Raw genomic sequence first — 23381 nt, 5'->3', positions numbered from 1 at the left:
CATGGGGCCGCGCGGCTCAAACAGGACTGGCAGAAACGATACCATGATCGCTCACATAAGTCGTATTAATGTGTTTCAGCTGACCTCAATGGCATTCAACACCCCGGCGGCGATCGGGACGTGACGGCGCACAGTGCAGCAGCTACGATTTAATCGGAACCTTCATTTTTCTCATACCAGGGCCTCGAGACCCCGCGTTGACGGCGAAAGAAGCGGGCCCGAAGCGAAAGGCGCCCAAGATGGGCGCCTTTGAGGAAGCATCGATGAGATGCTCGACGAGATAGGGGAACCTGTTGATCCACAGGCCCGTGACAAACTGGAATTGAAACGGAAATCGAAACGCGGACCAGGGCCTATACGCGGAAGAACGCCACCGAGCTGCTCAACTGCTGCCCCTGCACTTCGAGCGACCTGGATGCCGCCGCCGCTTGCTCGACCAGCGCCGCGTTTTGCTGCGTGACCTCGTCCATCTGCGTGATCGCCAAATTGACTTGTTCGATGCCGCGGCTCTGTTCGGCCGAGGCTGCGGCGATCTCGCCCATGATGTCGGTCACACGCGCGACCGCCTGCGTGACCTCCGTCATCGTCGTTCCCGCGTCGCCAGCCAGTGCCGAGCCATCCTGGATCTTCTGTACCGAAGCAGCGATCAGCTCTTTGATCTCCTTGGCCGCGCTCGACGAACGCTGCGCCAACGAGCGCACCTCGCTGGCGACCACCGCGAAACCCCTACCCTGCTCACCCGCCCGCGCGGCTTCGACCGCCGCATTGAGCGCCAAAATGTTCGTCTGAAACGCGATGCCTTCGATAATGCCGGTGATGTCCGCAATCTGCGACGAGCGCGCGCCGATATCGATCATCGTCTCCACCACCTGCTCCACTACTACGCTGCCGCGCTGCGCCACGTCCGATGCGGTGCCGGCCAATACGCTCGCTTGCTGCGCGTTCTCCGCGTTGTGTTTGACCGTCGATGTCAATTCCTCCATGCTCGAGGCCGTTTCCTGCAACGAGGACGCTTGCTGCTCCGTGCGCGAAGACAGATCCTGATTGCCCGAGGCGATCTCGCTGGATCCCGTCGCGATGCCTTCGGCCGCGGAGCGGACCTGGCCGATCAACCGCACCAGGCTCGCCTGCATGTCGCCCATCGAGGCCAAGACGCTGCCGGTGGGAGCCCGATCGGCTCCGGCTACCGGGCTCAGGTCGCCGCTTGCCACGCGTCGCGTGACTTCGCTCAGTTGCGCGGGCTCAGCCCCAAGCGCACGCGTCAAACTGCGCGTGATCAGGATGGCGGCCAGCAACGCCGCCGCAACCGTCGCAACCGAAATGACGATCGCCAGCACTCGCTGCGCCGCGTAGTGCTCCGCCGCTTCGGCCTGCATCGCTTGCGCACGTTCATGCGCGTGCGCGGCGAACGCATCGGTCGCTTCGATCAGCTTTGCCAATAGCGGCCTGCACTGCTCCACCAGCATCGTGACAGCCTTGTCATGATCGCCGTTCAACGCAGCACTGTCGATCGCGAGCGCCACCGGCCCATACTGCGCCTCCACTTCGTCGATACGTGCCACCAACGCGCGCGCCTGATCGCTCACGTCGCTGGCCTTCACCGACTGGCGCAACTCGGACAAGCGCGCTTGCACGTCCGCATGTGCCTGACTGACTGCCGCCTTCTCTTGATCGATGTCCGCCTGTTTGCTGACCACAACCAGATTGCGAGCGGCGATCGCGCGACGATCCACCGCGGTGCGCACCTGTTCGGCCAATTGCGCCCGTGCGTTGATACCACTCACGAACGATGAGAACCGGGCGTTCGCATCGCCAAGCGCGTGCAGCGCAAACATCGATACCGCCAACACCAAGGCGCTCAGCACCCCGAAAGCCCACGTCAACTTCGTGCGAACCGTCATCCCTTTGACATCCATTCAAGACTCCACTTTTCTCAATTCTTTACGATCGACCGCCGATACGGGTGCGGCTTTACCTCCGTCATACGCGCGACGGCATTTTTTATATCGGCAGCGTCAGCCCCGAATTTAAAAGTAATTTTTATACAAACGTTTTCACCCGGGTTTCCGATAAGGGCCTTGCGGCTTCATCGCCAAGGATTTCCTTAACGCCATGTAATCGCAGCGCCCAACTGCGCGGCAAGCGGGCACGGAGAAGGTGCAAATTGCCTCGACGGATAAGGGAAGACTCAATGCGTTGTCAGGAAATCCTGACACAAAAACAAAGAAATTCCTGGCTCCTATCTATGCCGCCATTTGTATAAATTTGACAGCCTCTGTAGTGACGTCTGCGATGAATGCCCGATTAAACATTTTTGATAGATATGACCCTAAAACTTTTTAAAGCCACTTTATGTACCGCCTTCCTGACGTTGGCCGCTCAGGCCGCGCATGCCGGCGATGCCAGACACGTGCTGGGCCCGCTCGTCGAAAGCTCCGCGCAGCGGCTCGGGATCGGCGATGAAGTTGCACTATCGAAGTGGGATAGCGGCGCGAGCGTCGAAGATGTGGCACGCGAAGACGCTGTGCTCGCCAACGCCGTCGCGCAAGGTGCGCGGGCGAATCTGGCCGCCGCCGATGTAACGCGGTTTTTCAGGGCGCAGATCGAGGCCAACAAGCTCATCCAGTACACGCTGCTCGCCACATGGCGCCGCACCGGCTACGCGCCGCCGCATGCCCCCATCGATCTAACCGGCACGATTCGGCCGGAACTCGATCGCCTGCAGACGAAGATGATTGCAGAGCTCGCCGATGCGGCTCCTGTACTTGAAAGCAAAGAATGCGCGAAGGACGTGGCGCGTGCGGTGGGACGTTATGCGTTCGAGCATCAATTCGACCTGGCCCATCTCCCGGTCATCGCGCTCGATCGCGCGATGGCCGGGTTCTGCCGCGTGTACTGATGTGAAGAAGGCCTGCCCTTGCACGTTCAGCTGTTCATCAGCGACACGATCGCGTCGTGTGTCCCTGGTCGCGCCCTGCCTCCTGCCACTGCCCAAGATAGCCGGGATGCAGGAAGTACACCGCCTTTTCGATACTGCCGTTGCCCGCGCCGTTCTTGAAGTACATGACGGCATCGTTGACGCTTTCCAGCGCAGCGCGTCGCCATAGGCTGCCGCGATATCGTTGTAGAGGATCGATAGTTCTCATTGCCGCCGCCGCGCCTGATGACGGGCTGCGGATTCGGCTGGTTCGTCAGCCTCGTGTGGCCGTTGGCGACGAGCACTCGTTCGGCGGTGGTTGGAGCATGCGTGCACGCGCGCCGCCGACGACATTCGATCTGGGCTGGGTATTCGAACTTGCGCGTCCGTGCCCGTGTTAATGCAACGTCGCCATCTCGGGACGTTCGTCTCCGAACAGGACGTGCTTGCTCTGAACGGCACTGCTAATCGCCTCAAGAAGCTGGGCAGCCGCTGGCGCGCTGAAGCGGATTCGGCGTTCGGCGAAACACCCGCTTTCGTCCCGCTGCATCAAGTCGATGACGACGATATCGATGTCCCCGGACGGATGCTGAACCATCGAAATCGGCACGGACACGTTACATGCTTCGTCCGGCGAATCCCATGCATCTGACTGTTCGTTGTTCTCGAAAATCATCCGGATGTCCTCCCATTTGCAGTTTGTTCGCCAACGTGACGATTGTCCGCAAACGGCCTCGCATTGCCCGGCGATGAAACGAAATGTCGGACACGTGGGCGAAGCGCGCTATGGGAGCGCTTTTGGCGTTCACGCATCGGATCACAGCGCGCCGGGTGCGCCCTCCTGCCGATTTTCGGAGACCGATTGCGTCGCCCGCAGATGTGCGGCAGCGAACACCTGGCGTAACCGGTCGCGCTCGTCTTCGGTCAGATGCGCGGCGCAGGCCGGGAGCACCAGCGCCAGATGCAAGGTCAAATCGCCGCGCGAACCCTGACGGTCGGAAAGACCCAGCCCCCGCAGGCGGATCGCCGTGCCCGCTTGAGAATTCGGCGCAATCGTCATCTGCAGCGGACGGCCCAGCACTTGTGCTTCGAATGCGCCGCCAAGCATGGCCGTCACGAAATCGACCTGAATGTCGCAGGCGACATTGAGCCCATCGCGTCGGAAAGCCGAGCTACAGACGATGACGATCGAAAAAATGGCGTCGCCTGGTGAGCCGCCATTGGCGCCGGGATGCCCGGCGCCTTCGAGAACAACACGCTGGCCGTCCCACGCCCCGGGAGAAAGCGTGATCGTTTCGTTCTTGCGATAGGCAGCGACGCGTGTGCCGCGACAGGCCGGGCAGCGGCTGCTGCCATGTCCGTGACATTGGAAGCACGGGCCGTTGACCATGTAGCTTGCCTGTACGTCACCGCCATGGATGGCCGCTTCGAGCGGGACGAAGAGTTCGGTCATGCAGTTCGCGCCGCGCATCGGCGGGCGGCTGCGGGGCTCGCGCGGCGGCGCTTCCTTTTGCCTTTCGCGTGCTTGCGTGGGTGCCGCTGCAGATGCGGGCGACGCGCTCGGCAGGGGCGCCTTGCGCTCGCCCGTCAGTATTTCGAACGCTTCCTGAATGCGCTTGAACAAGGGCTCGACAGTGGCTTCGCGCCCTTTATTGCGGTCGGGATGATACCGGGCCCGCAGCCGCCGATAGGCGCGCTTGATCTCCGCTGGCGACGCAGTGCTCGGCAGTTCGAGTTGCCTGTAATAGTGGTCGAGGCTCACTCGCTCTCCCCGATGTGTTTCCGGACGCGTAAGTCTATCAAGAAGCAGTGATGGGAACGCGACGCGATTCGCCAAAATCGCCTCAACGCCAAACAGGCGAACGAATTGTCTCGACGAAAGCCGTCGTTGCGGTTGTTGCCGGGCCTGGCTCACGTCGGCGTACTATGACGACATCCCGCGCCACAAGCCCGGGCCGACATTACGATCATTCGATTCCATACAAGGAGGAGGTGCATCATGTTGATCGGCGTTCCCAAAGAAATCAAAAACCAGGAGTACCGCGTAGGGCTGCCCCCTGCCGGCACGCGCGAACTTGTCAGCCGCGGCCACCAGGTGATCGTGCAAACCGATGCCGGCGCTGCCGTCGGCTTGCCCGACGAGGCGTACACGGCTGCAGGGGCAACGATTTGCGGCGACGCACAAGAAGTCTATGCGCGTGCGGACATGGTCATCAAAGTGAAAGAGCCGCAGGCAGTCGAACGTGCAATGCTGCGTAAAGGCCAGATCCTTTACGCCTATCTTCATCTCGCACCTGACCGCGAACAAGCGACGGACCTCATCGAATCGGGCGCTGTCTGCGTGGCCTACGAAACGATCACCGGCCCCGGTGGCGGGCTGCCGTTGCTTGCCCCCATGAGCGAAGTGGCCGGCCGCATGTCGATCCAGGTTGCCGCGGCGCATCTGGAGAAGCCGCATGGCGGCATGGGGCTTTTGCTCGCCGGCGTACCCGGCGTCGCGCCCGGGCATGTCGTCATCATCGGCGGCGGAACGGTGGGCACGAACGCGCTGCAGATGGCAATCGGCATCGGCGCCCGCGTCACGATTCTCGACACCAACGTCGATCGCCTGCGTCAACTCGATCTGATCTTCGGCAATCGCATCACGACGCAGTTTTCGAGCGCCAATGCGTTGGAGCGGTGCGTCGCCAGCGCCGACGTCGTCATCGGTTCGGTCTTGATCCCCGGGGCGACGGCGCCGAAGCTCGTCACGCGCAGCATGATTTCGTCGATGAAGAAAGGCGCGGTCGTCGTCGACGTGGCGATCGATCAGGGCGGATGCTTCGAAACGTCTCACGCGACGACGCATGCAGAGCCGACTTATGTCGTCGACGGCGTCATCCACTATTGCGTGGCGAACATGCCCGGGGCCGTCGCCCGCACATCGACGTTTGCATTGACCAATGCAACGCTCGGCCATGCGATCGCACTCGCAAGCAAAGGGTGGAAGCGCGCGATCGCCGATGACGCTCACCTGCGCGCCGGGCTCAATGTCTGCGAAGGGCAGGTCACGTACGAAGCCGTTGCGACAGCGCTCGGGCGCGCTTATGTGAAACCCGAAGACGTGCTCGCATAGCAACGGTACGGTACCCGAGCACGCGCAATGCAGAGAAGCGTGGAGCGCCCGCCGTCGTACGGCGCTCCGCGCCACGCCCCACCCACCATGCCGAAAGCCCCTCGCAAACAACCGTCGAATGCCGATCCCCGGCCCACCCCGCCGCCACGGCCGACGCTGGAGGAGTGCTGCCATAGCGGCTGCACGCCGTGCGTATTCGATCTTTACGAGGAAGCGCTCGAACGGTACGAGGTTGCACTCGCCGCTTGGGAAGCGCGGCAAGCGGGGCGCCGCAAAGGCCCCTGTCCTTGACGGCTGCGGCGATCGACCGAGCCTTCGCCACAAACGCCGCGCCTCTGTAGTACGCCCTGTAGTACGCCCTGTAGTACGCCCTGTAGTACGCCCTGTAGTACGCCCTGTAGTACGATCACGAAATCGTTCGCACCGTGTTCGAGACTGCGCCGGCCGCCTCTCCCCGATCGAATCCCATGCCCTCCACCGTTCGCAATTCGCTCGCCTGGATTCTCGAAGGTCTCGAGCGCGATCCGACCTACGTTCACAAGCGCATGTTCAGCGCCGACGCCGCTTATATCGACGGACGCCTCTGCCTGACCGCCGGCGATCGCGACGAGCCTTGGAACGGCCTGCTCGTTTGCACGTCGCAGGAGCATCACGCAGCGCTCATCGATGAAATGCCTGCGTTGCAAGCGCATCCGGTGCTTGGCAAATGGCTGTACGTTTCGCAAAGCGATCCGGCTTTCGAATCGACCGTCGAGAGCGTGACCGCGCTCGTGCTCGCGCGAGATCTGCGTATCGGCGTCGAGCCGAAGCCCAAGAAGCGTCGGAGCGCATCTGCGTTGCCCAAGGCATGAAACGTTCAGCTTCGCAGGCCGCGGGAATGGCGACGCCCATCGGAGCGCTGCAAGCGCATGCAGCCTCAATTCGTTTTCAAGGAAAACCATGAGCCGACACACCGTCGTATCCTGCACATTCGCACGCCACGCCGATGCGATTCTGGCCATCTTCAACGAGGCGATTCTCCATTCCACTGCGCTCTATGTCTATGAGCCTCGGACCCGGCAAAACATGGTCGATTGGTTCGAGGCGAAGCGCACCGGCGGCTTTCCGGTCATCGGTATCGAGGATAGCGACGGCACGTTGATGGGCTTCGGAAGCTACGGCGCTTTTCGGGCATTCCCGGCCTATAAATATACGGTGGAGCACTCTGTGTATGTCCATCAGGATCATCGAGGCAAAGGTCTTGGCCGCATGCTCATGCAGGAACTCATTGCGGCGGCCCGTCAAGCCGACCTGCATGCGATGATCGGCGGAATCGATGCTGCGAATACGAGCAGCATTTCGCTGCACGAGCGGCTCGGGTTCAAACATGTCGGGACGCTGCCGCAAGTGGGTTTCAAGTTCGGCCGCTGGCTCGATCTGGCCTTTTACCAATTGCTGCTCGATACGCCGGCTCATCCGATCGACGGCTAAAACGCGCCTGGCGTGGCGGCTTCGCATCGTCGAAGACCAGCCCCGCGCCCGATATGAGCGCGAGGCAGCCGCTTCTACGCGCGATGGCCCGAAATCGGCCCGGCTTCTCCTGTCAGATTGAGGACACTGTCGATCCACGATAGAAACGTCGAGAACGTGAAATCCGACGACTGATCGGTGCGATAGGCCTTCATCACGGGCGTATCGGCCGGGTCCTTCTGATTGAGCAAGTCGGCGACAAACGTGCCGACGTCGGCATCGATGCCGTTCTCATGAATGCCCGATCCGGCAAAGCTCACGACGGTCACCTGGTGGTTGTGCATGAACCCGCCGCGCGCCCACGGCATGAAGTATCCAAAATTCGGCAGCGGATTGAGCGTCTGCTTGAGCCGATCGAGTTCCTGCGCGAACATCGCGCTAGAAAGCGCATCCTTCGTCGCGTCGTCCGGCGCGGCCACGACGGAGGGCACGAACGCGCGATAGTGATAAGCGGCGATCACCTCGTCACGCTGGTAAGTCGTATAGCCGAAGCGGTCATGCGGGTAGGTCTTCGACAATGCCGCATACGCGCTGCCCATGTTCTTCGGATCGAAATACGGCGATAGCCTGCTGTTGATGGTCACCATACCATCGGGCCCCGTCATTCCCCATTCGTCCTTCACCTTGTCATAGAGGCCCACCGAAGGATAGGCCGCAGGATCGGCGCCAAACGGGGTGTTGAAGACCGTGCCCGCATCGTTGAGCAGCGAGCTGTGCGATTGCGGCTGCAGCGTATTGCGCAGCGTCGCGTAGTTGGCCAGCGCGCCATAGCCGCCGGCGCTCGTGCCGTAGACAAGCAATCGGTTCGGGCGGCCGAAGCCATGCGTCGCAAGCCATTGCCCAACCGCTTGCGCGTTCTTCAAACCGTTGTAATGCTGCACCCTCCACGCGCCGTCAGGCGCTGTGTAACTGCGCACCGCGCTGCCCATATGAATATCGCCCGTGCAGTACGGGACGAATACCTGCGTCCAATCCTGCGTTTCGACTTTGGGCTCGCCAACGACGACGTGGGCAAGATCCATTCTGATCATCAACGGCGATAACAGCGACGACTTCAAGCTCTGGCTCGTCGTGCCGTTCATGTAGTTGTGCGGAACGCCGTCGGGGTTATAGGCCCCGAGCCCGGCCTCGGGGCCCGCGTCGGCCGTTTCCGTGCAAGTCGAATAATCCCAGCACGCCCCGCCCGGCTCCATCATGTAGAGCATGTCGTTCGACTGCGCACGATTGATATAGAAACGCATCGGCGTGCCGTTTCCGCATGAGGCGCCGCTGCTTTCCGGCAAAACGACCTCATACCATGCGTAGTACGGAATCGATGAATCGGGCAGCACCGTATCCGATGCCCCCGCATTCATCGTCGCGAGACTCAGTACGCCGCCGAGTAAAACGCCTTTGATCAATTTGGATGCCAACATCTTCCCTCCTTTTTCAATCTTTCAAGGCACGGCCGACGCACGCGGAATGCGGGCGCCGTATATTAGTGCGGGTGGGATGAAGAAGCGTGATCGAACAGTTCAATCCGCAGCGCTTGCAGACGCTGCGCGATGATCATTTGTTGCTGTTGAGGATCGACTACGGTCGATTGAATCTGTTGCACGATGTCCCGGCTTTGGCGCGCATAAGCAAGCGCTTTGGCGTCTTGCGCAGGCAACGGTCCAACCGTTCGACGCGCATAGGCATCCCACTGCTCGCGTGCCGCTTGCAATTGCGCATTGCGGGCGACCGGGTCCGGCTCGGCGTCGATCAACAAGGCGGCCGCCGTTGCCTCGGCTTGCACGGGAAGAATCTCGTTGCGTGCGACATGCTCGGGTAACGCGGCGAGCATGTCCCGGGCTGCCCGGGCGCGTTCCGACACAGACATTTGATTTCTATCGCGACCGTATGCGGCGATTCGATCGCGAAAACGCGCGAACGCAACGATCCGACCAACTTCCGCCTGTGCATCGGCGCGCGTGCCCAAGCTCTCGCGCAACGCGACAAGATCGAGCGCGCGCTCGGCGGGCCCGGGCTCGGCTGCGAGCTTCTGTGTTGGCGTATCCGGTGGCGACGGGTTCTGCGAAGCGTGCGTGAGGCTCCGCTTTGATGAAGCGCCGGGATCGGCCGGCAAGTCTCGTTCGTATCGCCACAGTGCGGCAAGCGCAACCGCGATCGCGATCGCGCAAAGCAGCGCGCTTCGCCAAAGTGTTCCGGGTTTTTTCACACCGTCTCCCTGTCATCCCTCATCGCCCTGCGATGTGTGGGAATAGGGCTACGTTTTAGGACGAAACGTCACCGTCGTCAAAAACCAGAACTAAGCGTGGCACTCTAATTTTTTGTTTTAAATGACGCGAATAAAAATGCCACTTTCATATTTACGCGCATTGAGTCGAATTCAGATAAAAAGCATGAATAAAAACCGGGACCGATACTTACCGACCGGCCTGCCGGCTTCCATTCGATGAAATGCGCTTTTGCCATCCGTCCAGAATCCGCTTCTCCAGCGCGTCATACCCGCCGCCGAAATGGTGTCCGCCCGACGTCCGAATCACCTCGTGCGTGCCGGCCAGTGTGGGGCACAGTGTGTCTTCTTCGTCTTCGCCATAGAAGCATTGCACGAGGTTCGCCGGCAGTCGATCCACTTCAGGCTTCGCTTGCAATGCCTTGTCGCTCGGCGGCATGCCGAGCCAGCCCGTCACGCGGACCTGAAAATCGGCCGCACGTGCGAAGCCGAGCAGAGAGACGATCGACACCTTGTCGCGCAAATCGCCCGGCAGCCGGTTATACGCGAACGGCATCACGTCCGCGCCGAACGAGTAACCGATCAATGCAAACGAATTCGCATGCCATCGCGCACCGTAAGCACGCAACACGCGAGCGAGGTCGCGACTGACCTGCTCCGGCGTCTTCTCGCTCCAGAAATAGCGCAAGCTATCCCAGCCGACGACAGATACGCCGTCCTTTTGCAGTTGCTCGCCGATGGTCTTGTCGAGGTCGCGCCACCCGCCGTCCCCCGACATGACGATCGCGAGCATGCCGCGTGAATGGGCCGCCGGCAATTCGATGAGCGGCAGATCCGACACGTCCTGCTCGCCGCCGGTATCGGCCTGCAAATGCGGACGAATCAGCGTCGTGAATTGATCCGCGCGGCTCGTCGACGCCGCGAACAGGTGCGGCTGTTTCGCCAGGAACGGCGCCATCAACGCTTTCGCGTCCTTGTCGAAATGAAAGCCGGGCGCGTCGGCGCCTTCCTTGACGGCCGAACGCACCGCCTGTTGCAGCGGGGCGATAGCGCTTTGCCTGGTCGCGCCCGTCTCGACGAACCCGGGCAACACGCTGCCGCGGCTCACAGTGGGATCAGGCGGGCATTGATGGAAATCGCTATGCAACGCGGCATCGGCATCGACCGCCACCGCGCCCGCGATCGTATTGGCGGGCGCTTGCGCCAACACGTGCAACGCAAGCGTCGCCCCTTGACCGGCGCCGGCCATGATCGGTGCGAAATAGCGGTCGGACTTCAGTTGCCGCTCGAGTTGATGGCTGACGGCCTCGGCATCGCCGTCGAGATGTCGGCATGCTTGTCCCGTCGCCGCGAGATTGGCTGCGTAACGCGCCGTGTCGACCCCGACCGTCAGCGCGCCTTCGCGCGCCAACGCCCGCGCGGCTTGCGCATCGTCTTCCGCCCAGCCTTTGCCGGCCGAAAACAACACGACGAAACCGCGCATCGGTCCTTGCGGCCATTCGACGGTCACGTCGCCGTAGCGTCCGCCGGACACGCGCGACTCGGCCGCGTGGCCAGCCACGCAGAACGACATGCCCGCCGCCAGAGCGACGAGCCACTTGGCTTTGCTGAATGCTGCTTCAGGTTTCATGAACGGCGCCCACCCGCCAAAATCGAAAGATCCACCAACGTCACAAGCGCACTCGCCCAACCCGATACCGCGAGATAACGCGGCTCCCAGCGAGGCTGAAACTTACCCTTGAACGCGCGCAGGCCTTGGAAGTTATAAAAACGTCCGCCGAAGCGCCACACCATCGACCCCAATCGATGCAGCGGCGAACTGAGCGGCGTCGGTTGCATGCCTGCGAACGGCGCCACACCGAGACTCAGATAGCGACAGCCGTTGCTCTTCAGATGCAATGCCAGTTGCACGAAGAGGTAGTCCATGACGTACGGCGACGCGTCGGACAGATGACGCATGACCCCGACCGTCGCTTCGACATTGAGGTCCGTCGTCATGAACGTCGTGAAGGCGACGGGCACCCCGTTCTCGCGAACGAGCATGACCGACTGAGCGGCAAGGTACGCTGCGCTGAAGGCTGCTACCGAAAAACTCTTCTCGCGCGCTTCGCGGCTCTTGAGCCAGCTGTCGGAAATGCCGCGCAAGATGTCGAGATGCTCAGGCACGGCAGCCTCATCGATGACCTCGACCGTGCAGCCGTCGCGCTCGGCGCGGCGCAGCGAGTATCGCAAGGCGGCTCGCTTGGGCCCGTTCAAATCGAACCCATCGAGCGCCAAACGCGCTTCCTCGCCAAGCTTCATCAGCGTCAATCCCGAATCCAGATAGAGCGGTAGCGAATCGGCGCGAACCTGATAGAAGGCAGCGCGACCGCCATGGCTATGCGCGAGCATGACGAACTTGCGAATCAACTCGTCCCACTCGCAGCGCGGGCCTACGGGGTCGTGCAACGCGGCCCAGGTCCGGCCATGCTTCGCATACATCAGGAACGCCTGACGCGAATCGGAAAACAGGAAGCTCTTGTCGCCCATCATGGCGAGCCCCGCATCGCTGCGCTCTTGCACACGAATGATCTGCACCGCATCGGTCAGGTCCTTGGAGCTCGGGTGCACGAAGCGCCCGGCCGCGGGACGCAGCAGTTGCCAGAGCGAAAACACCGTCGCAAAGAGGCCCGATGCCAACATCGCGCGCAGCGAGCGCGAGGCGCGCTCATCGAATGCAAACTCCCACCAGAGGTCGTTCTGATACGGCACATTGCGGTAGGCGAAGAACATGACCCATGCTGCGCACATGAGCACGATCGCGACCGAGATCAACCACCCGGCCGTGAACGGCTCCGCGAACAAGGCGGCGCGCCGATTGAAGTGGCGACGCGTGACGATCAGCAGAACAAGCAACGTCGCGAGCACGCCGGCTTCGACGAAAGCCAACCCTTTGATGACCGACAGCACGAGACTGAGCGCCGTCAGCGCGACGGTGACCCACCACGCGGCATCGAGCCTACGCAGCAAGCCGCGCGCGACGAACAGCAGCAGCACGCCCAGCACGCCACTCACCAATTGCGAGCTTTCGAGCGCCCACAGCGGGACGAGCTCGCGCAATTGCGCGAGCCGGTGCGCCAAAGCAGGCGTGGCGCTCGACACGATCAGCATCGAGCCCGTCACGAACGTGATGAGACAGAGAAACAGCGGCGCGATACGACCAATGCGCGCGACGCGGCTGAGCGGCAAACGCGCGCGCAGTGCCCTGCCCTCATAGCAAGCCAGCACGGCTGCCGAGAGCACGAGCGGCAAGCCGAAGTAGACGGCACGATAGGCGACCAGCGCGGCGACGAGTGACGGCCCCGTGACATCACCGCGCAACGCGAACACCATGATCGACTCGAACACACCGACACCGCCCGGCGTGTGACCCAATATGCCGAGCAGCAGCGATATCGAATAAACCGCGAGAAAGCTGACGAAGCTCACATGGGCGCCGGGCAGGAAGGCCCATAGCGCTGCGCCCGCGCCCAACACGTCGACGACGCCGAAGATGATCTGCGCCAGCAAATCCGCGCGCGCGGGAATGTCGAACGCAATCCGGCGCCACCGCGTTTCGATGCGCTTCGTCTGCGTGTCGCAGCACGCGACGGCTGCCGCCAAGGCGATCAGCACGATCGCACTGATCATGCGCAGGGGGCCGGGCGCGATGTGCATCATCGTCGCGAGCAGGCTCGTATCCCAGAGAGCGCCCGAGGCCCCGATCAGCAGCAGCGCCATGATGAGCGAGACGCTCGTGAAGACAGTGAGGCGGCCGACTTGCGAAGGGGTAACGTCGGCCGCGCCGTATACGCGGCAACGCACGGCCCCGCCCGTCAGGGCGCCGAAGCCGGCAATATTGCCGAGCGCGGAGGCGGCCGTGGCGCCGATCCAAAGCAGCGCTCGCGGTACTTTCGCCGCGACGTGGCGCAGCCCGATCTCGTCGCGGGCAACGAGTGCGACAAAACTCAGCGCCGTGGCTGCGAGTGCCGCTATCCACCGGTGCGGCGCGATATCGAACAGGCGCAGGCTGACCGAATGGTAGTTGATGGTCTGCGAGATTTCCTGCAATGCAAAAAGCAGCAGAATGCAGATCGCCAGCGCGAGAGCAGGCGACGCCCAGCGTTTGTAGTCGATACGCCGTAGCCTCGCGCAAAACGCGACCATGGTCTTCAAACTGCGGTCCCCATAACGTCCCGGCATCGTTCCTGTCTCCGATCGCGTGGGCGGCGGTTGGGCCGGCGATGGCGTCGCCGGGCCATATCACGTCGCATGGCCGATCGATCGGTATAGCAAGTTGTGATCTATCACAACGCGGGAGGGGGCGATCCGGTTGACCGGCGGGCGCCCGCCGGATCCAGATTTAATCAGGGTCAAGCCAGCGGCTTGCCTTCGATCTGTTCATAGACGACCGTGCCGTCGTCTGCTTCGAATTTCTCGACATAGTTACGCGCGCCGCACATCGGGCAGCGGAACAGCAATCCCTGGCCTTCGTTCTTGATGACGACGTCGGTTTGCTCCCATTGGGCTTGGCAGCTTTGATTTCTACAGATAAACACGTACATTCTCCGGCTCGATGCTTGGGTTCGTTACTCGTTGTTGGTTTTTGCGGCGGGTGTGCGCGCCCGCGCCGTCCGTGCGCCGGATTTGCGCGCGTTCGACCTGCGTGGCGCTTTGGCGGGTTTGGTTTCGGTCGCCGCTTCACTGCCTGCTTCACCGCCTGCTTCACCGTCTGCTTCACCGCCTATCCCACCGGCGTGCTCGCTTGCCGGCCCGTGACGGTCGTCAGCCTGCTGCGCCGATCCACTGGCCGGCGCGGACATCGCCTTTTTGGCTGTGGTTTTACGCGCACGACGCGGCTTCGTAGGCGGCTCTGACACTGCGGCCTCGCTCGCTGCTGTTTCGCTCATCGCCGGGCGCTCCATGAGGGGTGCCTCTTCGACGAACACCGGGGCCTCGACGCTCGCCGGTTCGGCGACACTCGCCGCCCGTTCGCGCCCTGGCTTGCGCGACCCTTTGCTCTTCTTGCGGCCCTTGTTACCGGCCGCTTCGCCCGGGCCTGCGCCCTCGTGCGCAGCGGCAGGCGCAGGCGCGACTACCGGCTTGACGATCTCCGCGTGCGCGGGTTGGTTCGATCGGTAGACGAATGCGCCCGATTTGTCGTCGCGCCCCACTTCGAGCAAGCCGCGCGCTTGCGCCTCGTCGAGCAGGTTGCCGAATGCGCGGAAACCGTAGTACGACTCGCTGAAGTCGGGTTTGCGGCGCTTGATCGCACTCTTGAGCACCGACGCCCAGATCTTGCCGCTTTCGCCGCGTTCCGACACGAGCGCCTCGAAGGTTTCGACAGCGATAGCGATCGCCGTAGCCTTGCGCGATTCCATCTCGGCCCTCGGCTGCTTGTCTTCGTCGGCAACGCGTTTGGCCGCTACGCTGGCCTCGCGCGATTCGCGCTTTGCGGCCGCGCGTTGCTGCTCGCGCACGAGGTCGTCATAGAAAATGAATTCGTCGCAGTTGGCGACGAGCAGATCGGAGGTCGAATTCTTGACGCCCACGCCAATGACCTTCTTCGCGTTCTCGCGCAGCTTCGATACGAGCGGCGAGAAATCGGAATCGCCGCTGATGATGACGAACGTATCGACGTGCGACTTCGTGTAGCAAAGATCGAGCGCATCGACGACAAGCCGGATATCGGCCGAATTCTTGCCCGATTGTCGAACATGCGGGATTTCGATGAGCTCGAAGCTGGCCTCATGCATCGACGCCTTGAAGCCTTTGTAGCGATCCCAATCGCAGTAGGCTTTTTTGACGACGATGCTTCCTTTGAGCAACAGCCGTTCGAGCACGGGTTTGATGTCGAACTTTTCGAATTTCGCATCGCGCACGCCGAGCGCGACGTTTTCGAAGTCGCAGAACAGCGCCATGCTCACGCTATCTTGGGGGGAAGCCATAAATCTCTCCGGCCGATCAGGCGCAAGGGTCGTTGGTTTTCAATTTGCGCACATGATAGCCGGTCGGCCGGGCCATCGGTTGACGGGCGTCGCGCGCAGCCTCGCGCGTCGACGCCGGACGGGCGCCTCGCCGACGTATCGGCAACGTTCACGCGGCCGTCATAACTTCGGATAAGGACACTGCCCCAACGGCATCGGCGCACCGATCGTCGGGTCGCCGATCGCTGCCGTATGATAGGCGCCGCCCTTTTCGGTACGCACGACACCTGCTTGCGTACACGTCGAGCGGTGCCACGCCTTATAAAACTGCAAGCCCGACGGGGACGTATCGCCGGCCAGCTTGTACTCCCACGCGATATCCCACTCGAACGTCCCGACTTGCGTCGTATCGCCGTCGGCCCAGCCGCCGGACGGCGCTGTCGCCGGAGAATAGACCTGATCGGCCCCATCGAACAGTGTTCCTTGGGCGACCATTTTGGAGGCCGGCAACCATCCTCCCGAGATTGCGTGAAGCAAGCCCGTGCCTGCCTGGAATACCCCGGTCCCTTTGCCCGTGCCTCGATTCTCCCGCATGACGAGATTCATGAAGGACACGTCGTTCGGCGTCAGCACCGGTTGTCCCCAGAACCCGCTGTTTGCGGTGCCGTTGTAGTGGATGCCGCCCAACTTCAGCAAACCACACCCTGTGGGTCGTACGATCGTCAGTTCGACGCAGACGACCTCCGTGTTCTTGTTGTCTTTCAGCGCGAGCTGCACCTTCTTCGTGTCCGCGCCCGTGGCCAGCTCCTCGGCCGTGAAATCGGCGGCCGTGTAGCTTGCGGTGCCGCTGAGCTCGTTATGAATCTGGCCGCCGCCCGACTTGATCGCCCAGTAAAACGGCGGGTTGCTCGTAGGCAACGATTGAGTGGGCAACAGCTTGATGACTTCTCCGACGCCGTAACGCGTAGCCTCGCCCGTCGCGCGCGAAGGCACGGCTACTGCCGGTAATGCGCCCACCTGCAAATTTCCCGAAATACGCTTCATCGCATCCTCACATCGATGGTCAATTGCGGCCCCATGGCGAGGCCGGCCTCGAGCGTTGGCGGCTTATGCCTTGCTCTGCATCGGTAAGGTATGTGCGCGAGGCGCGAAGCAATATGGGCCTTACTTCATGCTCGACGACACGGGAAGCGACAGTTGCAAAGCGTCAGGCCAGCGCCATCTCTCGACGGTGATATGTCTTTGCGCGGCCTCGTGAACGAATGCATCGATCGTCTCGCGAATATCGCCGTCGATGAAATCGGCGCGCTCCGCGTCGATCAGCACCGTCGAGCGCTCCGGGATCTGCGCAAGACAGTGAACGAGCATAGGCTTGGTGAAAAACGTCGCGTCCTTGCGCATCGACAATAGGAAATAGTCGTCGTGCCGGGTGAGGACAAATGTCCGCGCGAGGCTGACGCGCAACGCGAACAGAATGCTCGTCGCGATGCCGATGCCAATGCCGACCAACAGATCGGTTGCCAGTACACCGACGATGGTGGCCGCAAACGGCACGAAGCGATCGAGGCCTTGTCGCGCCAGTTCGATAAAGAGCCGAGGCTTGGCGAGCTTGTAGCCCGTGTGAATCAGAATCGCCGCCAGGCTCGCGAGTGGAATCAGATTCAGCACGGCGGTCAGCGCAAACACGCTCGCGAGCAGCAGCACACCGTGGATGACGGCCGACATGCGCGTCTGCGCGCCCGCATGCACATTTGCCGAACTACGTACGATCACGGCCGTCAACGGCAGGCCGCCCAGCAGCGCCGCGACGACGTTGCCCGCGCCCTGGGCTTTCAACTCGCGATCGGGCGACACGCGGCGGCGCTTGGGATCGATTCGTTCCAGCGCTTCGAGACTCAGCAGCGTTTCGAGGCTGGCGACGATCGCCAGCGTCACGGCGACGCGCCAGACGTCTGGATCGACGAGTTGCGTGAAGTCGGGCGCCGAAAGCGCAGCGACGAGCGCATCGACGGAATCCAGCGCGACAAGCGACACACGATGCTCGACCGGTGTCGCAAGCGATGGTGCGAGCCTGTCGAGCAACAGCGTCACGCCGATACCGAGCGCCACCGCAGCCAGTGGCCCGGGCACGTTGCGAACGAACGCAAAGCGTTTCGCGCGCGGCGTCTCCCAGGCGAACAGCAGCGCCACGGACGTCACGCACAGCGCGAGCGAGATGGGCAGGATATTGCCGAACGGCGTCGATAGTGCGCCCGCGTGGATCGCTTTGGCATCGGCGCCCGCGACCAGCCCCACGCCAAGCGGCAACTGCTTGAGGACCAGGATGATGCCGATCGAGGCGAGCATGCCCTTGATCACGGGCGCGGGCACAAAGCTCGCCAGGCGCCCGGCGCGCAACAAGCCGAAGCCCAGCTGCAACGCGCCCGCGATCAGCACCGCGGCCAGAAAGGCTGAAAAACTGCCGAGCGAAGCGATAGCCGATACGACGATGACGACCAGCCCGGCCGCCGGCCCGCTCACACTCAAATGCGAGCCGCTCAGCAGCGCAACGACGAGCCCGCCGACCACCCCTGACACGAGGCCGGCGAACGGCTCGACGCCCGATGCGGTAGCGATGCCGAGACAGAGCGGCAGCGCAACGAGGAACACGACCGTGCCGGCGAATACGTCGCTGCGCAAAGTCGAAAAACGCGAAGCCGAGGGGATGTCCATAGAAATCTTTGCAATGGCGAGTTGAGCCGCGCTGCCCGAAGCGGCGCGGCGGCGAGGTGGATCTCGGTAAGAACCAGGTTAGGAACCAGGCTGGAAATCAGGCGGTGCCAAAGAGATTGCCGTCAGGCCGCACGGCGCAACGGCCGCGACGAGCCCGCATCGTTGCCGCGATCTGTAACCGGTGTGAGCAATCCCTGGCGCAACTCGAACACCCAGCCGTGCACGACGGGTTGATGCGGCGCACTGCACACGAGCGGCGACTCGCGCAGCAGCCGCACCTGTTCGATGACGTTGAGTTCGACCAGACGATCGACGCGCGCATCCAGATCACCGACCTCGTCCAGTTCGACGCGATGGCGCTGAGCCAGATCGCGCAAGCCCTCGATGCGTCGATTCACAACCGGCAGCGCGTCCGATGGGGGACATAGGGCTGCGCGCACGCCGCCGCAGTGATGATGCCCACAGATAACGATGTGCTCGACGCGCAGCGCATGGACCGCGTATTCGATCACGCTCGAGGTGTTGCCGTCGTCGGAGGTGTAAAGATTGGCGATGTTGCGATGGACGAACAGCTCGCCCGGCTGTGCGTTTGTGATGCGCTCGGCGGGTACGCGGCTATCGGAACACCCGATCCATAAGATGCGGGGCTGCTGGCCGGATGCAAGCTTTTCGAAGAAGCCGGGATCTCTAGCCGATACCTCGTTCGACCAGGCTCGATTGGCCAGCAATAGGCGCTTCGCGTGATTCATCAACGTCCTCCTGAAGTCCATACGAACGTCATCGCCGGCCAATCTTTCAATTGACGGCACTCAACGTTACGAACAACTTACAATCAGACGAATCCGAAAAAAATAGAAAAAAATGTCGCCCGCGCCGGAGGCGGACGAGGGGCGGGCGTTGTCGTGCCTTGCTGGCGCTCAATCCGAGCGGCGTGCCATGCCCTACTGAAACGCCACCTCGGCGAAACTGCGCAGTTTCCGGCTATGCAGCCGATCGAGCCCGTTCATCCGAAGCAGCTCCATCGCCTTCACGCCGATTTGCAGGTGCTGATCGACCTGTGCGCGATAGAACTGATCGGCCATGCCCGGCAGTTTGAGTTCACCGTGCAGCGGCTTATCGGAGACGCACAGCAACGTGCCATACGGCACCCGGAAACGAAAACCGTTCGCGGCGATCGTCGCGCTTTCCATATCGAGTGCGATTGCGCGGCTCTGCGAGAGCCGCTGCACCGGCTCGCGATGGTCGCGCAGTTCCCAGTTGCGGTTATCGACGCTGGCCACCGTACCCGTGCGCATGACGCGCTTCAATTCCGCCCCTTCGAGCCTCGTCACATGGGCGACGGCGCGCTCGAGCGCTACCTGCACTTCGGCCAACGCGGGAATCGGCACCCATAGCGGCAGATCGGCGTCGAGCACGTGATCTTCGCGGACATAGCCGTGCGCGAGCACATAATCGCCGAGCCGTTGCGTATTGCGCAGGCCCGCGCAGTGTCCGAGCATCACCCAGGCATGGGGGCGCAATACGGCGATGTGATCGGTGATCGTCTTCGCATTCGACGGCCCCACGCCGATATTGATCATCGTGATGCCGCTGCCGTCGGCGCGCTTCAGATGGTAGGCCGGCATCTGCGGCAGCCGCGCCGGCGCGGCGCCTTCGTCCGGCTGCTCGCCGAGATTCGCGTTGTAGGTGACCACGTCCCCGGGCTCGACGAACGACGTGTACTCGCTTCGATAAGCGCGCAACTCTTCGTCGTCCGTATGCGACATCAATTGATGGCCAAGCTTGGTGAACTCGTCGATATAAAACTGGTAGTTCGTGTAGAGCACGTAGTTCTGGAAATGCGTCGGCGAGGTGGCCGTGTAGTGCTTGAGCCGATGCAGCGAAAAATCCACCCGCGGCGCAGTGAAGAGCGCCAGCGGCAGCGGTTCTCCCGGAAGCGGCTCGTAGGTGCCGTTGACGATACGATCGTCGAGCGCAGCCAGATCGGGCGTATCGAATACATCGCGCATTGCCATCAACCGATCGCGCCCGAGGTCGCCCTCGAGGTGAATGCCTTCGGCAAATGCGAAGTGAATCGGAATCGGCTGCTGCGAGACGCCCACCTCGATCGCGACGTGATGGTTTTTCGCGAGCAAGCGCAGCTGTTCGCGATAGTAGTTTGCGAACAGATCGGGGCGTGTCACTGTTGTCTCGAATACGCCGGGCCCGGCCACGAATCCGTACGAGCGACGCGAATCGACGTGGGTATTGACTTCGGTCCGTACGCGTACGAACGGATAGCACGCGCGCACACGCTCGTTGAACGGCTCGTTGCGGCGATAGCGCGAGAAAGCGTCGCGCAGGAAAGCCGCGTTCGTTTCATAGATTTCCGACAGGCGTGTGACGGCGTCGGCGGCGTCCGTGAACGTCTCGGTCGGGAAATCGCTCGGGTGCATGGCGCGCGCATGCTGCGTCAAGTCGTTTTTCATGATTGGATTCGCGTCGTTCGTTGCGTCGACATTACCACGAAGCGCCGCGGCGGAGCTCTCGTGCGAACGCGCACAGGGTGCTCTGGCGCGCACGACGTTTTCTTTGGGCTGCAGGCGGATCGAGAGGCGCATTTGCTAGAATTCAAAGATCTTCCGGAGACCCACCATGAAGCCGTACCTTTCCGCCGCCGTTTGCGCGGCGCTAGCCGTCGCGAGTCTCGCCGCCGCACCGCATCTCGCGCTGGCGGCCGCACCCGCCGACGACGCGCAAGCGCGCGAAGCTCAGCGCTCCGCCAACGAGGCGGCCGGCCTGCCCGATCTGACCAAGATCAACCGCCCTGCTGCCGAAGTTTCGTCGAAGGTCGATATCAACGACGTGCCGCGCAAGCCGAGCTTCTACGAGAAAAGCGCGAACGGGACCGAAATCACCGAATATCGCGACCGCGGCAAGCCCGTCGAAATCGACATCCATTCGAACTTCGGCACGCACTATCAAATGAGCGCCTCGCCCGATACGTCGCCGAAGGTCCACAGCAGCGCTCAACCGAGCACGCGCCTGCCGTCGATCAACCTGCACTACTGAACCGCCTGCGCCGCGCAAGATCCGCCATATGCCTGTCTGCGCGGCCGGCAAGCACCGTGCGGCAAGCCTGCGCGCCGTCGCTCCACCCTCAATCGCACTCGAAGCCTCACGCATGGCCGTCTTTACCGCCGTCAACGAAACCGACCTCGCGCACTGGATGCGCCACTACGATCTCGGCGAAGTCGTCGAATTCCGCGGTATTCCGTCCGGGATCGAAAACAGCAACTTCTTTTTGACGACGACGCGCGGTGCTTATGTGCTCACGATCTTCGAAAAACTGACGGCCGATCAGTTGCCGTTCTATCTCGAACTGATGCGCCATCTGGCCAAGCACCAGGTGCCCGTGCCCGACCCGCTGCCACGCGAAGACGGCACGTTGTTCGGTCTGCTGCACGGCAAGCCGGCGGCGATCGTGACGAAGCTGCCCGGCGCGGCGCAACTGTCGCCAGGCGTCGAGCATTGCGCCGAAGTGGGGCAGATGCTCGCACGGATGCACCTGGCAGGGCGCGATTTCGTACCGTATTTGCCGAATCTGCGTAGTCTGGCCTGGTGGGAAGAAACTGCGCCGCAAGTGTCGCCGTTCCTGACCGGCGCGCAACGTGAACTGCTCGAGTCCGAGCTCGCGCATCAGCGCGCGTTTTTCGCCTCGGACGACTACGCTGCGCTACCCGGCGGCCCCTGTCATTGCGATCTCTTTCGGGATAACGTCTTGTTCGATCCGGTCGCGCCCGGCACCGGTCACACGGTCCGGCTCGGCGGCTTCTTCGATTTTTATTTCGCCGGCTGCGACAAGTGGCTCTTTGACATAGCCGTGACGGTGAACGACTGGTGTATCGATCTCGCCACCGGCGAACTCGACCCGCAACGCACGGACGCTTTGCTGCGCGCGTATCAAACCGTGCGCCCTTTTACCAAGGAAGAGCAGCGCCACTGGACCGACATGTTGCGCGCGGGCGCCTACCGCTTCTGGATGTCTCGGCTGTACGATTTTTATTTGCCGCGCGCAGCAGAAATGCTGAAGCCGCACGATCCCACTCACTTCGAACGCATCTTGCGCTCACGCCTTGCCGGCGTCGCGCCTCTGAGTGCGTCACATACATGCAATTAACCGAAGTTCCCGCAAAGACCGGCTACGTCTGGTATCGCCAAGGCATCTGGCTGTTTCGTCGCAATCCGCTTGGATTTCTGGCGATCTTTTTCACTTACCTGCTCGCTATGTGGGCCGTTTCGATGATCCCGATCATCGGCGCGCTGCTGCCGCTTGTCTTGATTCCGGGGGTTGCAGTGGGGTTCATGGCCGCATGCCGCGACACGGTGGCCGGGAAGCTCGTATTTCCGACGGTGCTGGCCGAGGGGTTTCGAGCGCACGGCGCGACTGCGTCGATACGCTTATTGGAGCTTGGCGGCGTCTATGTGGTGGCGATCGCGCTCGTTTTCGCGAGCTCGGCGCTCGTGGATGGAGGCACGCTCTTCAAGCTGATGATGGGCACGCAGGCTGCCACGCCCGAGACGCTGGCCGGTAGCCCGCTTCTGCTGCCCGCGCTTGTGTCCTTCGCGTGCTATGTGCCCGTTGCGATGCTGTTCTGGTTCGCGCCGGTGCTGACGGCCTGGCACGACATCTCGCCGGTCAAAGCGATGTTTTTCAGCTTGATGACCTGCTGGCGCAACCGCGGCGCGTTCATTGTCTATGGCGCACTGTGGCTGCTCACCGCGATCGTCGTATCGACGGGGCTTTCGCTGTTGATGGATGCGATTGGCGCGCGCGAATATGCGTTCGGCGTCCTGTTTCCTGCATCGATGACGCTGACGACGATGCTCTATTGCTCGTTCTACGCAACCTACCGGGGCTGCTACGGCGTGCAGGAGCCCGGCCGGACCGACGCACCGGACGCGCCCGGCATCTGATCGAGCCGG

20 protein-coding genes and 2 pseudogenes are annotated in these 23381 nt (G+C 62.3%); 8 read left to right on the top strand and 14 right to left on the bottom strand.

Annotated elements, in window-relative coordinates:
• Positions 1 to 359: 359 nt before the first annotated feature.
• Positions 360 to 1916, bottom strand: a pseudogene (locus tag C0Z19_RS23265) (methyl-accepting chemotaxis protein); the annotation flags it as partial.
• A 407-nt stretch (positions 1917 to 2323) separates the two neighbouring features.
• Here C0Z19_RS23265 and C0Z19_RS23260 point away from each other — a divergent pair.
• Positions 2324 to 2899 (top strand): chorismate mutase, encoded by a 576-nt coding sequence (locus C0Z19_RS23260; RefSeq protein ID WP_102612201.1) that lies wholly within the window; start codon positions 2324 to 2326, stop codon positions 2897 to 2899.
• Positions 2900 to 2951: 52 nt separating this feature from the next.
• On the opposite strand, the pseudogene C0Z19_RS23255 reads toward C0Z19_RS23260, so the two are convergent.
• From C0Z19_RS23255 to C0Z19_RS23245, 3 genes and pseudogenes are all read right to left on the bottom strand, one after another.
• Positions 2952 to 3276: pseudogene (locus C0Z19_RS23255) on the bottom strand (hypothetical protein); the annotation flags it as partial.
• 38 nt (positions 3277 to 3314) lie between these two features.
• Entirely contained in the window at positions 3315 to 3593 is a 279-nt protein-coding gene (locus C0Z19_RS23250) for a hypothetical protein (protein WP_102612200.1), read from the bottom strand.
• 141 nt (positions 3594 to 3734) lie between these two features.
• On the bottom strand, positions 3735 to 4679 hold the full coding sequence (locus C0Z19_RS23245) for a DnaJ C-terminal domain-containing protein (RefSeq protein ID WP_158243053.1): 945 nt from the start codon (positions 4677 to 4679) through the stop codon (positions 3735 to 3737).
• Positions 4680 to 4916: 237 nt separating this feature from the next.
• On the opposite strand from C0Z19_RS23245, the gene ald reads away from it, so the two are divergent.
• From ald to C0Z19_RS23225, 4 genes are all read left to right on the top strand, one after another.
• On the top strand, positions 4917 to 6032 hold the full coding sequence (gene ald / locus C0Z19_RS23240; RefSeq protein WP_102612198.1) for an alanine dehydrogenase: 1116 nt from the start codon (positions 4917 to 4919) through the stop codon (positions 6030 to 6032).
• 87 nt (positions 6033 to 6119) lie between these two features.
• Positions 6120 to 6323 carry an oxidoreductase-like domain-containing protein gene (locus tag C0Z19_RS23235; RefSeq protein ID WP_102612197.1) on the top strand — a complete coding sequence of 68 codons (204 nt, stop codon included), beginning with the start codon at positions 6120 to 6122 and terminating at the stop codon, positions 6321 to 6323.
• Positions 6324 to 6499: 176 nt separating this feature from the next.
• Positions 6500 to 6883: a hypothetical protein gene (locus C0Z19_RS23230; RefSeq protein ID WP_102612196.1), complete on the top strand. Its 384-nt coding sequence runs from the start codon at positions 6500 to 6502 to the stop codon at positions 6881 to 6883.
• An 88-nt stretch (positions 6884 to 6971) separates the two neighbouring features.
• Positions 6972 to 7502, top strand: coding sequence for a GNAT family N-acetyltransferase (locus C0Z19_RS23225; RefSeq protein WP_102612195.1), 531 nt, complete (start codon positions 6972 to 6974; stop codon positions 7500 to 7502).
• A 74-nt stretch (positions 7503 to 7576) separates the two neighbouring features.
• Here C0Z19_RS23225 and C0Z19_RS23220 read toward each other — a convergent pair whose 3' ends face one another.
• The 10 genes from C0Z19_RS23220 to C0Z19_RS23175 all read right to left on the bottom strand — a co-directional run bounded on the left by C0Z19_RS23220 (position 7577) and on the right by C0Z19_RS23175 (position 20884).
• Positions 7577 to 8896 carry a pectin acetylesterase-family hydrolase gene (locus C0Z19_RS23220; protein ID WP_233196263.1) on the bottom strand — a complete coding sequence of 440 codons (1320 nt, stop codon included), beginning with the start codon at positions 8894 to 8896 and terminating at the stop codon, positions 7577 to 7579.
• Between the two features lie 122 nt (positions 8897 to 9018).
• Positions 9019 to 9741 (bottom strand): phospholipase C accessory protein PlcR, encoded by a 723-nt coding sequence (gene plcR, locus C0Z19_RS23215; protein WP_102612193.1) that lies wholly within the window; start codon positions 9739 to 9741, stop codon positions 9019 to 9021.
• A gap of 208 nt (positions 9742 to 9949) precedes the next feature.
• Positions 9950 to 11389 carry a virulence factor family protein gene (locus tag C0Z19_RS23210; protein WP_233196258.1) on the bottom strand — a complete coding sequence of 480 codons (1440 nt, stop codon included), beginning with the start codon at positions 11387 to 11389 and terminating at the stop codon, positions 9950 to 9952.
• A complete protein-coding gene (gene mprF, locus C0Z19_RS23205; protein ID WP_233196262.1) occupies positions 11386 to 13944 on the bottom strand; it encodes a bifunctional lysylphosphatidylglycerol flippase/synthetase MprF in 2559 nt (852 codons plus the stop codon). Before mprF ends, C0Z19_RS23210 begins: the two co-directional genes overlap by 4 nt.
• Before the next feature lie 206 nt (positions 13945 to 14150).
• A complete protein-coding gene (locus C0Z19_RS23200; protein WP_102612230.1) occupies positions 14151 to 14336 on the bottom strand; it encodes a hypothetical protein in 186 nt (61 codons plus the stop codon).
• A gap of 30 nt (positions 14337 to 14366) precedes the next feature.
• On the bottom strand, positions 14367 to 15725 hold the full coding sequence (locus C0Z19_RS23195) for an NYN domain-containing protein (protein ID WP_233196257.1): 1359 nt from the start codon (positions 15723 to 15725) through the stop codon (positions 14367 to 14369).
• A gap of 159 nt (positions 15726 to 15884) precedes the next feature.
• Positions 15885 to 16748 carry a hypothetical protein gene (locus C0Z19_RS23190; RefSeq protein WP_102612190.1) on the bottom strand — a complete coding sequence of 288 codons (864 nt, stop codon included), beginning with the start codon at positions 16746 to 16748 and terminating at the stop codon, positions 15885 to 15887.
• A gap of 120 nt (positions 16749 to 16868) precedes the next feature.
• Entirely contained in the window at positions 16869 to 18416 is a 1548-nt protein-coding gene (locus C0Z19_RS23185) for a SulP family inorganic anion transporter (RefSeq protein WP_102612189.1), read from the bottom strand.
• A 122-nt stretch (positions 18417 to 18538) separates the two neighbouring features.
• Positions 18539 to 19165 (bottom strand): carbonic anhydrase, encoded by a 627-nt coding sequence (locus C0Z19_RS23180; RefSeq protein ID WP_102612229.1) that lies wholly within the window; start codon positions 19163 to 19165, stop codon positions 18539 to 18541.
• A gap of 192 nt (positions 19166 to 19357) precedes the next feature.
• Complete coding sequence (locus C0Z19_RS23175; RefSeq protein WP_102612228.1) at positions 19358 to 20884, bottom strand: AMP nucleosidase; 1527 nt, start codon at positions 20882 to 20884, stop codon at positions 19358 to 19360.
• A gap of 166 nt (positions 20885 to 21050) precedes the next feature.
• Here C0Z19_RS23175 and C0Z19_RS23170 point away from each other — a divergent pair, with 166 nt between their 5' ends.
• From C0Z19_RS23170 to C0Z19_RS23160, 3 genes are all read left to right on the top strand, one after another.
• Entirely contained in the window at positions 21051 to 21467 is a 417-nt protein-coding gene (locus C0Z19_RS23170; protein ID WP_102612188.1) for a hypothetical protein, read from the top strand.
• A gap of 112 nt (positions 21468 to 21579) precedes the next feature.
• The gene (locus C0Z19_RS23165) at positions 21580 to 22575 is read left to right on the top strand and encodes a homoserine kinase (RefSeq protein ID WP_102612187.1); all 996 of its coding nucleotides are present in this window, start codon (positions 21580 to 21582) and stop codon (positions 22573 to 22575) included.
• Positions 22566 to 23372, top strand: a complete 807-nt coding sequence (locus C0Z19_RS23160; protein WP_102612186.1) for a BPSS1780 family membrane protein — start codon at positions 22566 to 22568, stop codon at positions 23370 to 23372. The genes C0Z19_RS23165 and C0Z19_RS23160 overlap by 10 nt, the downstream gene beginning before the upstream one ends.
• Positions 23373 to 23381: the final 9 nt, after the last annotated feature.

The sequence above is a fragment of the Trinickia soli genome (genome assembly GCF_002879855.1).
Taxonomy (GTDB): Bacteria; Pseudomonadota; Gammaproteobacteria; order Burkholderiales; family Burkholderiaceae; genus Trinickia; species Trinickia soli.
Note: the sequence above shows the minus strand (reverse complement) of the source record. Positions and strands in the feature narration are given on the sequence as shown.